The following is a 12,736-nucleotide window of genomic DNA, read 5'->3' as shown; positions in this document are numbered from 1 at the left end:
AAGGACATCCCCATGCGCGCACTCGCCGCCTTGAGCCGCTTCGTCGGCAATACCTTCGCCTACTGGGTATTGATCTTCGCCGTCGTCGCCTTCCTCGAACCCCACTGGTTCATCGGTCTGAAAAGCGCCATTGTCCCGCTGCTGGGCCTGGTGATGTTCGGCATGGGGCTGACCCTCAAACTCGATGACTTCGCCGAGGTCGCCCGCCATCCGTGGCGGGTGGCCCTGGGCGTGGTCGCGCACTTCGTGATCATGCCGGGCGTGGCGTGGTTGCTGTGCCAGGCGTTCCACCTGCCGCCGGAAATCGCCGTCGGTGTGATCCTGGTCGGTTGCTGCCCAAGCGGTACCTCATCCAACGTGATGACCTGGTTGGCCCGTGGCGACCTGGCGCTGTCGGTGGCCATCGCCGCCATCACCACCCTCCTCGCCCCGCTGCTCACCCCGGCGCTTATTTGGCTGCTGGCGTCGGCCTGGCTGCCGGTGTCGTTCATGGAATTGTTCTGGTCGATCCTGCAAGTGGTGCTGCTGCCGATCGTGCTCGGCGTACTGGCGCAACGTCTGCTCGGTGAACGGGTACGCCATGCGGTGGATGTGTTGCCGCTGGTGTCGGTGGTGAGCATCGTGATCATCGTCGCGGCGGTGGTAGCGGCGAGCCAGGCGAAGATTGCCGAGTCGGGTCTGTTGATCATGGCGGTGGTGATGCTGCACAACAGCTTTGGTTACCTGCTGGGTTACTTCACCGGCCGCGTGTTCAAGCTGCCATTGGCACAGCGCAAGTCGCTGGCGCTGGAAGTGGGCATGCAGAACTCCGGGCTGGGCGCCGCCTTGGCCAGCGCGCACTTTTCGCCATTGGCGGCAGTGCCGAGTGCGTTGTTCAGCGTCTGGCACAATATTTCCGGGGCGTTGCTGTCGACCTACTTCCGCCGCATGAGCGAAAAGGAAGACCGTCGCGTGCTGGAGAACACCCCGCAAACTTGATCAGCCGAGCACTTTTCGGCACTCTACCGAGCTGCGCGGGGACGACCCCGCGACACTTCAAGCGGCTAATCCGGGGACGACCCCACCTAACGTTAGGAGGTCATCATGTCCTGGATCATTCTGTTTTTCGCGGGTTTGTTTGAAGTCGGCTGGGCCGTCGGACTGAAGTACACCGATGGTTTCAGCAAGCCTTTGCCCACGGCTCTGACGATTGCCGCCATGGCCGTCAGCCTCGGCCTGCTGGGGCTGGCCATGAAGGAACTGCCGCTGGGCACGGCCTATGCCATCTGGACTGGCGTGGGCGCCGTGGGCACCGTGATTGCCGGGATCATCCTGTTTGGGGAGTCCATGGCGTTGTTCCGGCTGGCCAGCGTGGCGCTGATCATTTGTGGGCTGATTGGCCTGAAAATCTCCACATAACCCTGCGGGCGATGGCGGCCTGAAAATCGCCATCGCCGGCAAGCCGGGCGCCTACAGAACAGTGCCGCGTAGCTGGGTGACTTTTTCCTGTAGCTGCGCGGGAGTGGCAGCGTCTGCCGCCACCGGCTCACCCGCCACCAATACCACCCGCGACCATATGCGATGGAAGAAGCCCTTCTTCGGATCGCGACTGAAGAAACTCCCCCACAACCCCTGCAACGCCATTGGAATCACCGGCACCGCCGTCTCTTCCAGAATCCGCGTCACGCCCCCGCGAAACTCATTCATCTCACCATCGGCGGTCAGCTTGCCCTCAGGGAAGATGCACACCAACTCACCGTCCTTCAGGTACTGCGCAATCCGCGTGAAGGCCTTTTCGTAGATCTGGATATCTTCATGGCGCCCGGCAATCGGAATCGCCCCGGCGGTGCGGAAGATAAAGTTCAGCACCGGCAAACGGTAGATCTTGTAGTACGTGACAAAGCGAATCGGCCGACGCACCGCGCCGCCGATCAACAGCGCATCGACAAACGACACGTGGTTGCACACCAGCAACGCCGCGCCTTCATCCGGGATCGCCTCCAGGTTGCGGTGCTCCACGCGGTACATGGAATGGCTGAGCAGCCAGATCATGAAACGCATGGTGAACTCGGGGACGATCTTGAAGATGTAGGTGTTGACCGCGATGTTGAGCAGCGACACCACCAGGAACAACTCGGGTATCGACAGCTTGGCCACACTCTGCAACAGGATCGACACGATGGCCGAGACCACCATGAACAGTGCATTGAGGATGTTGTTGGCCGCAATCACCCGCGCGCGCTCATTCTCGGCGGTCCGCGACTGAATCAGCGCATACAGCGGCACGATATAAAAGCCGCCAAACACGCCCAGGCCAAGGATATCGAACAGCACCCACCAGGCCTGGCCGTAGCTGAGCACGGCGAGCCAGTCGTTGGCCTGCACGTTCTGCGGGAAGCCGCCAGAGTGCCACCACAGCAGCAGGCCAAACACGGTCAGGCCGAATGAACCGAACGGCACCAGGCCGATTTCCACCTTACGCCCGGAGAGTTTTTCGCAGAGCATCGAGCCGAGCGCGATACCCACCGAGAACACGGTGAGGATCAGCGTCACCACGGTTTCGTCGCCGTACAACCATTCCTTGGCGTAGGCCGGGATCTGCGTCAGGTAGATCGCACCGACGAACCAGAACCACGAGTTACCAACGATGGAACGCGAAACGGCGGGCGTCTGCCCCAGCCCCAGACGCAAGGTGGCCCAGGACTCGCTGAAGATGTTCCAGTTCAGGCGCAACCCAGGGGTCGACGCCGCCGCCCGTGGAATGCTGCGGCTGGCCAGGTAACCCAGCACCGCCACGCCGACGATCGCTACGGACACCACCGGCGCGTAATGGGTGGACGACATCATGATCCCGGCGCCAATGGTGCCGGCCAGGATCGCCAGGAACGTGCCCATCTCCACCAGGCCGTTACCGCCCACCAACTCATCTTCGTGCAAAGCCTGAGGCATGATCGAGTACTTCACCGGCCCGAACAGCGCCGAGTGGGTGCCCATGGCAAACAGCGCCAGCAGCATCAGTTCCAGGTGATTGGTGAGGAAGCCCGTCGCCCCCACGGCCATGATCACGATCTCGCCGATCTTGATCGCGCGGATCAACGCGTCCTTGTTGAATTTCTCGCCAAACTGCCCGGCCAGGGCTGAAAACAGGAAGAATGGCAGGATAAACAGCAAGGCACAGAGGTTGACCCAGATCGAGCGGTCACCGTCGATGGTGAGCTTGTAGAGAATGGCGAGGATCAGCGATTGCTTGAAGATGTTGTCGTTGAACGCGCCCAGCAACTGGGTGATGAAAAACGGCAGGAAACGCCGTGTGCGCAGCAAAGTGAATTGCGAGGGGTGGCTCATCGTCCGTGTTCCTGCGTGGCCTATTTTTTTGTAAAAGCATTCAGGCCACGACTTTACCTAATCCGGCTTACTTATTCCCTAGTCCCGCAATGCAAGGCGAAACAAAAAGCTCACCTTTATAAGCCCCCTGCACCGTGCGCTTGGCCACGATCAGCCACATCAGCGCCAATGCCACCACCAGCACACTGCCGAATACGCTGAAGAAACCCAGGTGCAACAGGCTCGCCAGCTTCAATGTGGCCAGGGCGTACACACCCAATGGGAAGGTAAAGCCCCACCACCCCAGGTTGAACGGAATACCGGCGCGCAGGTAACGCAGGGTGATCAAGACCGCGATCAGCATCCACCACAGACCGAAGCCCCACAGAGTAATGCCCGCCACCAGCCCCAGGCCGTTGGCCATTTCGCCGACACCCGGCAAACCATTGGCCGCGAAAATCGCCGGAGCATCGCCGCCCAGCAACAGCATGCCCAGCGCACCGGTGCCAATGGGGCCCAACGCCAGCCAGCTCGACGCGGCCATATTGGCATGAGGCAGTTTATGCAGGGCCATGCGCAGCATCAGGATAGTGAGGATGCTGAACGCCACCGGCAGGGAAAACGCCCACAGCACGTAGCTGGTCACCAGCATCACCAGTTGCGAATGAGCATCTGCCAGGTGTGGTGCGAGCAGGCCACCGCTGGCGGCGGCGACTTCGGCAGCCACCACCGGCAATAGCCAGACGGCGGTCATCTGGTCGATGCTGTGTTCCTGGCGGGTGAACATCATGAACGGGATCAGCACACCGCAGGCCAGCGCCATGGCCACATCCAGCCACCACAGCGCTTCAGCCAGAGGGATCACGTCGCTGCCCCAACGCGGCAGGCCGAACAACAGCAGGCCATTGAGAATGGTCGCCAGCCCCATGGGAATTGTTCCGAAGAACATCGACACCGTGGAGTGTCCGAAAATTCGCCGCGCTTCATGGAAAAACATCACCCAGCGCGCCGCGTACAACCCGCTGAACAGCACAAACAGGCCGATGGTGAACAACCACAGCGCTTCGGCAATCGCGTGCAAGCCAGGCAAATTGAACGGCAGTTGCGCCAACGCCAACGCAAGCACGCCGGTGCCCATGGTGGCGGCAAACCAGTTCGGGGTGAACTGGCGGATCACTTCCCGTGGACGGGTCAAGTGACTGAAGGGTTTGTAGCTGATGGTATTCGAGCAGGTCATGATGGCAATCCTCGTCCTCGTTTGAGGTTGAGACCATGGTAGAACCATATCGAATATCTATATAACGGGTAATATCTCTATCTGTTATCTGTTTTGCCAATATAGCGTCAAACACTGCCTTCGCTTTCAATCACCAGGATACGCGCCGGGCCCTGAGGGTGAGCCACGTGCTCGGTGCCGACGCTGGCGTAGAAGATGTCGCCGACGCCCAGTTCCGCCACCTGTTCGAAGCCATTGTCGCGATAGTGCATCTGCACCCGGCCATCGAGCACCACAAACACTTCTTCACCGTCATTGATGTGCCAGCGGTACGGCTGGTCGGTCCAGTGCAGGCGCGTGGTGATGCCGTTCATGTTGGCGATATCCAGCGCCTCCCAGGCCCGGCTGCCGGTGAAGTCCTTGCTGCGGATGATCTTCATGCTTGCCTCTCGGTCAGGCGAATACGAGGCACCGATTATTACCCATCAGCCGCCTGTCGTCGCCCTGGCCCGTGCCGAATCCTGCATCAGCAGACCGACCAGCGCCCCCAGGGCCAACAGGATCAGCACCGCGCCGTAGCCATCCGTGGTCACGATCAGGCCATACACGTGGCTCAAGTTACCCGCCAGCAGCGCCGGCAAGCAGAACGCCAGGTAGCTCAGCACGTAGAAAGCCGACATCAATCCAGCCCGTTCGTGAGGCAACGCCAGGCCCACAATGCTGCGGACACTGCCCATGAATCCGCCGCCAAAGCCGAAGCCGGCGATCACACTGGCGGCAAAGAACAGCACCAGGCTGGCGCTCTGCACGGCGACCAGCAGCAAGGCCACGCCCACCGCCAACAGCACGGCCGACAGGCGCATGACCTTGTCCGCCGGGCGATCCCGCAGGCTGTAGATCATCACCGCACCGCTCAAGGTGACCACGGCCACCAACCCGCCGCCGATCAGGTGCGAGGTCGAGCCGGTCGCCGCCCGCACCAGCGAAGGTGCCAGGGAGGAAAAGAACCCGCCGAGTGCCCACACCGCCACATTCAACGGCATCGCCAGCCACAGGGCCCGGCGCGCCTGTTCGGGCACATGCAGGGTCGGCGCCAGGGATTTCAAGGCACCCGGAATCCGGCTGACCGTTTCCGGTAAACGCCAAACATACAGTGCCTGCATCACCATCAAGGCGAGCATCGCCAGATAAATCAGCTGGGTTGGCCGGGGCGCGTATTCCACCAGCAAACCACTGCCCAGGCCGCCACTGGCCATGCCCAACAAAGGCGCCAGGCTGTTGAGCATGGGGCCGCGCAGGCGATCGGTATCGAGCAGCGTCGCGCTCAACACCGCCGTGGCCATGCCGGTCGCAAAGCCTTGCAACGCGCGGGCGGCGATCAGGTAAGCGGTGCTGTCGGCGTTGATAAACAGCAGCATCGCCAGAATGTTCAGCAGCAATGCGGTGAAGATCACCGGCTTGCGTCCCAGGTGATCCGACAGCGAACCGACGGTCAGCAACGCCGCCAGCAGGCTCACGGCGTAGACGCCGAATATCACCGTAAGCATTGCCGCCGAAAAGTGCAGGTTGTCTTGATACACCTGATACAGCGGCGTCGGCGCGCTGGACGCGGCGAGGAAGGTCAACACCGTGACCACCAGGAAGGCCAGGTTGGCACGGTGTGAAGGAGTACTGGACATGGGCACGCTCCGCTAAAGCTAATATTTTGCTTTTGCAGAGTGTGCTACTGGAAAGCGCTTAAAGCAAATTCTTTGTGTTAAGGTTTTGTGCATGGCGATCAAAGAAGGCCTTCGCCCGGGAGGCCGCAGTGCCCGGGTCCAAGAATCAGTGCATAACGCCGCGCGCGAACTGCTGGAAGCCCATGAGCGCTCCAGCGTGACCGTGCCGATGATTGCTGCACGCGCGGGCGTTACGCCCTCCACCATCTACCGACGCTGGGGCGACCTCGCCGCCCTGCTCGCCGATGTGGCGTTGGAGCGCCTGCGCCCGGACAGCGAGCCGGCCAACACCGGTAGCCTGCGCGGTGACCTGCGCGCCTGGGGCGAACAATACCTGGATGAAATGAGCTCCGACCTGGGCCGCAACATGATGCGCGACGTGCAGTGCAGTCATCCCAGGGACTACTGCAGCCACATTCTGATGGGCCAGTTGCAGGTCATCCTCGACCGCTATCAGAGCAGCGTCGACGTGTTGCCAAGCCTGGATCGCCTGCTGAACCTGATCGCGGCCCCCACGGTGTATCGCAGCCTGTTTTCCAGCGCACCGTTGCCGGTTGAAGAGCTGCATGAACTGATCGATCTGGCCCTGCTCGGCACCTAAAAAAAACGGCCTCAATTGAGGCCGTTTTTTATTGCGGGTCGTCGCTTACGTACGCATCCCACGTCCACTCACCAGCAGCTTCGCGCAGCCAATGTACAGCACCACCGTCGCCACCAGCATGAAGGTGATTGCCACGCTGATCTTGATGTCCGACACCCCCAGAATGCCGTAGCGGAAGGCGTTGACCATGTGCAGCACCGGGTTGGCCAGCGACACGGTCTGCCAGAACGGCGGCAGCAGGGTAATGGAGTAGAACACCCCGCCCAGGTAGGTCAGCGGCGTCAGCACGAAGGTCGGGATGATCGAAATATCATCGAAGTTGCGCGCAAACACGGCGTTGATGAAGCCCAGCAGCGAGAAAATCGTCGCCGTCAGTACCACCACCAAAATGGTGACCCCGAGGTGATGCACCTGCAGGTGGGTGAAGAACAGCGACAGCAGGGTCACGATCACGCCCACCATCAAGCCACGCAGCACACCACCCAGGGTGTAGCCGATCAGGATGGTATGGGGTGACACCGGCGACACCATCAGTTCTTCGATGGAGCGCTGGAACTTGCTGCCGAAAAAACTCGAGACCACGTTGCCGTAGGAGTTGGTGATCACCGACATCATGATCAGGCCCGGCACGATGTACTCCATGTAGGTGAAGCCACCCATGTCGCCAATCTGGCGGCCAATCAGGTTACCGAAGATCACGAAGTACAGGACCATGGTGATCGCCGGCGGCAGCAGGGTCTGCGGCCAGATCCGGGTAAAGCGTTTCACTTCGCGATAGACGATGGTTTGCAGCGCGACGAGGTTGGGTTGCAGTTCGGAACTCATACCGCCACCTTCGCCAGATTTTTCTCCACCAGGGACACGAACAACTCCTCAAGGCGATTGGTTTTGTTGCGCAGGCTCAGCACTTCGATGTTCTGGGTCGCCAACTGCGTGAACAACGCGGTGATGCCCATGGCCTTGTCCACCTGCACTTCCAGGGTATGGCTGTCCACCAGGCGACTCGGGTAACCGAGCAGTTGCGGCGGCGCCGACAGGTTGTTTTTCAGGTCGAGCAAAAAGGTTTCCACATGCAACTGACCCAGCAGGTTACGCATGCTGGTGTTCTCGACGATGGTGCCGTGGTCGATGATGCCGATGTTGCGGCACAGCTGCTCAGCCTCTTCCAGGTAGTGGGTGGTGAGGATGATGGTGATGCCCTTCTCGTTCAGCTCGGTGAGGAAAGTCCACATCGAGCGACGCAGTTCGATGTCCACGCCGGCAGTGGGCTCATCAAGGATCAGCAAGCGCGGCTCATGCACCAATGCGCGGGCGATCATCAGGCGGCGCTTCATGCCGCCAGACAGCGAACGCGAAGGCACGTCGCGCTTGTCCCACAGGCCCAGTTGGGTCAGGTACTGCTCGGCGCGTTCCTTGGCGATCTTCGCCGGGATGCCGTAATAACCGGCCTGGGTCACGACGATGTCGAAGGTCTTTTCGAACTGGTTGAAGTTGAATTCCTGGGGCACCACGCCGATGGAACGCTTGAGCGCCGCCGGGGATTTGTCCAGGTCATGGCCAAAGATATTCACCGTGCCGCTGGTCTTGTTGACAAGGGTCGAGAGGATACCGATGGTGGTGGATTTGCCGGCGCCGTTGGGGCCGAGCAAGGCGAAGAAGTCACCTTCGGCAACGTCCAGATCGATACCACTCAGGGCCTGGAAACCGTTGCCGTAGGTTTTGGTTAGCTGCCGGATGGACAGAGCGGAACTCATATCGGATTACGCACCAAAGAAGGGAATAGAAAGAGTAGATGAGGGCGCAGCCCAGGTAGTTCAACGGCGGCGCATGACAAGCATGGTGCTTGCCCGCGCCGCACAAGTACAGTCACCCGTATTAATAGTGGGTATTAAGTCAACGCAGTCATGACCGCTTTGCGGTAGGCCGGACGTTGTTGCAGGCGCGCATACCAGGCCTCTAGATGGGGCATCGCAGGCCGTTCGATGGGCATTTCGAACCAGGCGTAGATAAAGCTGCCCAGGGGAATATCGCCCATGCCGATCTCGTCGCCCGACAGATACGGCTGTGTAGCCAGCGCTTCATCAACGGTCTTGAGCACATCAATACAGGCCTGGCGACCGGCGTGGATGTTGTCCCAGTTCTGTTTGTCCGCCGGGGTGCGCAGCACGCCCCAGAACACAATCTTGAACGGTTCGGCGAAAGTCGACGTGGTCCAATCCATCCACTTTTCAGCGTTGGCCCGGGCTTTCACCTCGGTCGGATACCAGCTGGACGCCTGCTTGGCGCAGAGGTAGCGCACGATGGTATTGGACTCCCACAACACGAAGTCGCCGTCTTCGATCATCGGCACCCGGCCGTTGGGGTTCAATGCCCGATATTGCGGCGTGTCGACCACACCAAAAGCCCCGCCCGCATCAATTGCTTCATAGTCCAGGCCGAGTTCCTCGGCGCACCACAGTGCCTTCCTGACGTTTGATGAATTTTTACGACCCCAGATTTTCAGCATGACCGCGCCTTTCTTGTGGATGAACATGGCTGGATGAAGGCAGCAGCATACGCCGGTTCACGCGCGGCTCAAATCGCTCTGCATGTCGCCGAGTAACGGCGGCAGGTCGTCGGCAAACAGATGCGGGTAAGACTGCTGAATATGGGCGAAGAAAAAGGCCTCGGGCACGTCAGGAAATTGCCCGTGGTCGACCACGTATTCCATCGAACGCTGGCCTTGGCGGTTGAACGCGTGGAAAACGCTGTCGTGAAGGCCGTCGAACTCCAGCGGCGGCACATCGAATACATCGCACAGTTGCTGGTTGAACGCAGGCGTGGCCTTGACCCAGCGATCATTCAGGTAAAGCTCGGTATAGCCGTGCATGGCGAAAACATCACTCTTGAGCAGCGCGATCAGACGCGGCGTCGACAGATGATTGCGCACATCCGCCAGGCCGATGCGCGCCGGGATCCCGCAATGGCGGGCGCAGGCGGCAAGTAACGTGGCCTTGGGCACGCAATAGCTTTCGCCGGCGGCCAGGGCGAAGCTGGCACTCAATGTGTCTGGATCGCGGCTAAAGGTGTAGGGGTTATAGCGAATCGCCTCACGCACGGCGTAGTAGAGGCTGACTGACTGGTCACTAAAATCCCTACGGGTTCCACGGTGTTTTTCGGCGAACTCCACCACCGCAGGGTGGTCACTATCGATGAAGCGGCTGGGACTCAGGTAGGTATCCATGAGCTTTATCTCCGAAGGAAGCTTGGAGTCTAACCACAGGCCTGCCGGGGAGATAACGACGAATCGGCCAAATCTCGTTACACCCTGATCACCCCGCTTGTTCGGATGCCGACTAAGCTCCCTGGTGGTTTCGCCCCTGGTTTCACGGAGGATTGAATATGCTGTTGTTGTGGATACTGGTGCTGGTGGTCGGCATTGCCTACCTCGCACACCGCCGCGTCGCGCCCCTGCCCGCCCTCGGCGTGGTTGCCGTCTACCTGCTGGCGATGGGCGCCTGGAGCCACGCACCGGGTTGGCTGCTGCTGATCTTCTGGGTGTTGATCGCCGTGGTGGCCGCGCCCCTGCTGCTGCCCGACCTGCGCCGCCAATACTTCACCAAGCCACTGTTCAGCTGGTTCCAGAAAGTCCTGCCGCCGATGTCCGAGACCGAGCGCGACGCCATCGACGCCGGCACCGTGTGGTGGGACGGCGAACTCTTCAGCGGTCGCCCGGACTGGGACAAGTTGCTGGCCTACCCCAAGGCCCAGCTGACCGAAGAAGAACAGGCGTTTATCGACGGCCCGACCGAAGAACTCTGCGCCATGGTCAGCGACTGGGAAATCGGCCAGGCCATGGACCTGCCGCCCGCGGCCTGGGAGCACATCAAGACCCATGGCTTCTTCGCCCTGATCATCCCCAAGGAATATGGCGGCAAGGGCTTCTCTGCCTACGCGCATTCCCAGGTTGCGATGAAACTCGCCACCCGCAGCGGTGACCTGGCCTCCACCGTGATGGTGCCCAACTCCCTTGGCCCCGCCGAACTGCTGCTGCACTACGGCACCGAAGAACAACGCAACCACTACCTGCCGCGCCTGGCCCGTGGCGATGACATCCCCTGCTTCGCATTGACGGGCCCACTGGCCGGCTCCGATGCAGGCGCCATGCCCGACACCGGCGTTATCTGCAAAGGTGAATGGGAAGGCAAGGAAACCCTCGGCCTGCGCCTCAACTGGGAAAAACGCTACATCACCCTCGGCCCGGTCGCGACCCTGCTCGGTCTGGCCTTCAAGGCCCATGACCCGGACCACCTGCTGGGTGAAGAAGAAGACCTGGGCATCAGCCTGGCGCTGATCCCCACCGATACCCCCGGCGTAGAAATCGGCCGTCGCCACCTGCCTCTGGGCGCCGCTTTCATGAACGGCCCCAACTCCGGCAAGGATGTCTTCATCCCGCTTGAGTTCCTGATCGGCGGCCAGGAAATGCTCGGTAAAGGCTGGATGATGTTGATGAACTGCCTCTCCGTGGGCCGTTCGATCTCCCTGCCTGCGGTCGGCACTGGCGCGGCCAAGTTCACCAGCCTGGTGACCGGCCAATACGCCCAGGTGCGCGAACAATTCAATGTGCCGCTGTCGGCCTTCGAGGGCATCCAGGAAGCTTTGGCACGGATCGGCGGCAACGCCTGGCTGATGGACAGCGCACGCATGCTCACCGCCAACGCCGTGGACCTGGGAGAGAAACCCTCGGTGCTGTCGGCGATCCTCAAGTACCACCTTACCGAACGTGGCCGCGAGTGTATCAGCCACGCCATGGACGTGCACGGTGGCAAAGGCATCATCATGGGCCCGAACAATTACCTGGGTCGCAACTGGCAAGGTGCGCCGATCTTTATCACGGTGGAAGGCGCGAACATCCTGTCGCGCAACCTGATGATCTTCGGCCAGGGCGCGATCCGCTGCCATCCGTTCGTACTCAAGGAAATGGCCCTGGCCGGTCGCGAAGACCATGACCAGGCGCTGAAGGAGTTCGACGGGCTGCTGATGCAACACATCGGTTTCGCCGTGAGCAACGCCGCCAGTACGTTGGTGCTGAACCTCGGTGTCGGTCATTTCGAGAAGGCCCCAGGCAACCGCTTGAGCCAGGGGTACTTCCGCGCACTCAACCGCCAGGCGGCCGCGTTCGCGCTGCTGGCTGACCTGAGCATGATGCTGCTGGGTGGCGAGTTGAAGCGTCGCGAACGCCTGTCGGCACGCCTGGGTGATGTATTGAGCCATATGTACCTGGCGTCAGCCGCCCTCAAGCGTTATCACGACCTGGATTCGCCGGATCATCTGGAACCCCTGTTCGCCTGGGCCATGGAAGAAAGCCTTGGCGAATCGGAGCGTGCGCTGGATGAACTGCTGAGCAACTTCCCGAACAAGGTACTGGGCTGCCTGCTGCGGTTGATCGTGTTCCCGTTCGGCCGTCGCCATACCGGGCCGTCGGATGCGCTGGATGCCGAAGTGGCCGCAGTGATCGGCCGTGCCAAGGGTGACCCGACCCTGGAAGAGTTGCTGGCCGGCTGCTATCGCCCGCAATCGGCGGAAGATCCGGTAGGCGCCTTGCAACATGCCTACGACCTGCTCGGCGCCAGCCATCCGCTGCAGAAAAAACTGCACACCGCGCTCAAAAGCGGCCAGGTCAAACCGAGCGCCGGGGAGCATGCCATCGACGCGGCGCTGCACGCAGGCGTCTTGCAACCGGCCGAGGCGCAAACCCTGCGTGACGCCGAAGCAGCGCGGCGCAAGGTGATCGACGTGGATGATTTCAGCAAGGAAGAGCTGACCCAGGCCGAGGGTAAAGTCCGCTGAGTCGAGCGGTCATATAAATACGGGCGCGAGAGCTATATACTCTCGCGCCCGTTTTTGCTTTAGAGGACT

General features: G+C 61.0%; 12 protein-coding genes. 4 read left to right on the top strand and 8 right to left on the bottom strand.

Annotated elements, in window-relative coordinates; genetic code table 11:
• The first annotated feature begins 12 nt into the window (after positions 1-12).
• Entirely contained in the window at positions 13-978 is a 966-nt protein-coding gene (locus tag AYR47_RS16625) for a bile acid:sodium symporter family protein (RefSeq protein WP_061435945.1), read from the top strand.
• Positions 979-1,083: 105 nt separating this feature from the next.
• Positions 1,084-1,398 carry a quaternary ammonium compound efflux SMR transporter SugE gene (gene sugE, locus AYR47_RS16620; protein WP_010211634.1) on the top strand — a complete coding sequence of 105 codons (315 nt, stop codon included), beginning with the start codon at positions 1,084-1,086 and terminating at the stop codon, positions 1,396-1,398.
• Between the two features lie 51 nt (positions 1,399-1,449).
• Here sugE and AYR47_RS16615 read toward each other — a convergent pair whose 3' ends face one another.
• The 4 genes from AYR47_RS16615 to AYR47_RS16600 all read right to left on the bottom strand — a co-directional run bounded on the left by AYR47_RS16615 (position 1,450) and on the right by AYR47_RS16600 (position 6,198).
• Positions 1,450-3,324: an MFS transporter gene (locus AYR47_RS16615; RefSeq protein WP_061435943.1), complete on the bottom strand. Its 1,875-nt coding sequence runs from the start codon at positions 3,322-3,324 to the stop codon at positions 1,450-1,452.
• A 67-nt stretch (positions 3,325-3,391) separates the two neighbouring features.
• Positions 3,392-4,540, bottom strand: a complete 1,149-nt coding sequence (locus AYR47_RS16610) for a TDT family transporter (protein WP_033897680.1) — start codon at positions 4,538-4,540, stop codon at positions 3,392-3,394.
• 107 nt (positions 4,541-4,647) lie between these two features.
• Positions 4,648-4,959 (bottom strand): cupin domain-containing protein, encoded by a 312-nt coding sequence (locus AYR47_RS16605; protein ID WP_033897679.1) that lies wholly within the window; start codon positions 4,957-4,959, stop codon positions 4,648-4,650.
• Between the two features lie 45 nt (positions 4,960-5,004).
• Entirely contained in the window at positions 5,005-6,198 is a 1,194-nt protein-coding gene (locus tag AYR47_RS16600) for an MFS transporter (protein ID WP_061435941.1), read from the bottom strand.
• A 91-nt stretch (positions 6,199-6,289) separates the two neighbouring features.
• Between AYR47_RS16600 and AYR47_RS16595 the strand changes: the two genes are divergently transcribed.
• Complete coding sequence (locus tag AYR47_RS16595) at positions 6,290-6,838, top strand: TetR/AcrR family transcriptional regulator (protein WP_033897677.1); 549 nt, start codon at positions 6,290-6,292, stop codon at positions 6,836-6,838.
• A 45-nt stretch (positions 6,839-6,883) separates the two neighbouring features.
• Here the strand turns inward: AYR47_RS16595 and AYR47_RS16590 are convergent, their stop codons facing one another.
• The 4 genes from AYR47_RS16590 to AYR47_RS16575 all read right to left on the bottom strand — a co-directional run bounded on the left by AYR47_RS16590 (position 6,884) and on the right by AYR47_RS16575 (position 10,061).
• Entirely contained in the window at positions 6,884-7,663 is a 780-nt protein-coding gene (locus AYR47_RS16590; RefSeq protein WP_012723134.1) for an ABC transporter permease, read from the bottom strand.
• Entirely contained in the window at positions 7,660-8,592 is a 933-nt protein-coding gene (locus tag AYR47_RS16585) for an ABC transporter ATP-binding protein (RefSeq protein WP_017737219.1), read from the bottom strand. The genes AYR47_RS16590 and AYR47_RS16585 overlap by 4 nt, the downstream gene beginning before the upstream one ends.
• Positions 8,593-8,726: 134 nt before the next feature.
• The gene (locus AYR47_RS16580) at positions 8,727-9,344 is read right to left on the bottom strand and encodes a glutathione S-transferase family protein (RefSeq protein ID WP_061449433.1); all 618 of its coding nucleotides are present in this window, start codon (positions 9,342-9,344) and stop codon (positions 8,727-8,729) included.
• A 57-nt stretch (positions 9,345-9,401) separates the two neighbouring features.
• Positions 9,402-10,061, bottom strand: a complete 660-nt coding sequence (locus AYR47_RS16575) for a transglutaminase-like domain-containing protein (protein WP_033897676.1) — start codon at positions 10,059-10,061, stop codon at positions 9,402-9,404.
• 158 nt (positions 10,062-10,219) lie between these two features.
• On the opposite strand from AYR47_RS16575, the gene AYR47_RS16570 reads away from it, so the two are divergent.
• Positions 10,220-12,667 (top strand): acyl-CoA dehydrogenase, encoded by a 2,448-nt coding sequence (locus AYR47_RS16570; RefSeq protein ID WP_033897675.1) that lies wholly within the window; start codon positions 10,220-10,222, stop codon positions 12,665-12,667.
• The last annotated feature ends 69 nt before the right edge of the window (positions 12,668-12,736 follow it).

The organism is Pseudomonas azotoformans (assembly GCF_001579805.1).
In the GTDB taxonomy this organism is placed as follows: Bacteria; Pseudomonadota; Gammaproteobacteria; order Pseudomonadales; family Pseudomonadaceae; genus Aquipseudomonas; species Aquipseudomonas azotoformans_A.
The sequence above is the reverse complement of the archived record's forward strand: the minus strand, read 5'-3'. Positions and strand labels throughout refer to the sequence as shown.

Coding starts and splice junctions, on each gene's coding strand:
- AYR47_RS16625 (WP_061435945.1), top strand. CDS start 13: ATGCGCGCACTCGCCGCCTTGAGCCGCTTCGTCGGCAATACCTTCGCC.
- sugE (WP_010211634.1), top strand. CDS start 1,084: ATGTCCTGGATCATTCTGTTTTTCGCGGGTTTGTTTGAAGTCGGCTGG.
- AYR47_RS16615 (WP_061435943.1), bottom strand. CDS start 3,324: ATGAGCCACCCCTCGCAATTCACTTTGCTGCGCACACGGCGTTTCCTG.
- AYR47_RS16610 (WP_033897680.1), bottom strand. CDS start 4,540: ATGACCTGCTCGAATACCATCAGCTACAAACCCTTCAGTCACTTGACC.
- AYR47_RS16605 (WP_033897679.1), bottom strand. CDS start 4,959: ATGAAGATCATCCGCAGCAAGGACTTCACCGGCAGCCGGGCCTGGGAG.
- AYR47_RS16600 (WP_061435941.1), bottom strand. CDS start 6,198: ATGTCCAGTACTCCTTCACACCGTGCCAACCTGGCCTTCCTGGTGGTC.
- AYR47_RS16595 (WP_033897677.1), top strand. CDS start 6,290: ATGGCGATCAAAGAAGGCCTTCGCCCGGGAGGCCGCAGTGCCCGGGTC.
- AYR47_RS16590 (WP_012723134.1), bottom strand. CDS start 7,663: ATGAGTTCCGAACTGCAACCCAACCTCGTCGCGCTGCAAACCATCGTC.
- AYR47_RS16585 (WP_017737219.1), bottom strand. CDS start 8,592: ATGAGTTCCGCTCTGTCCATCCGGCAGCTAACCAAAACCTACGGCAAC.
- AYR47_RS16580 (WP_061449433.1), bottom strand. CDS start 9,344: ATGCTGAAAATCTGGGGTCGTAAAAATTCATCAAACGTCAGGAAGGCA.
- AYR47_RS16575 (WP_033897676.1), bottom strand. CDS start 10,061: ATGGATACCTACCTGAGTCCCAGCCGCTTCATCGATAGTGACCACCCT.
- AYR47_RS16570 (WP_033897675.1), top strand. CDS start 10,220: ATGCTGTTGTTGTGGATACTGGTGCTGGTGGTCGGCATTGCCTACCTC.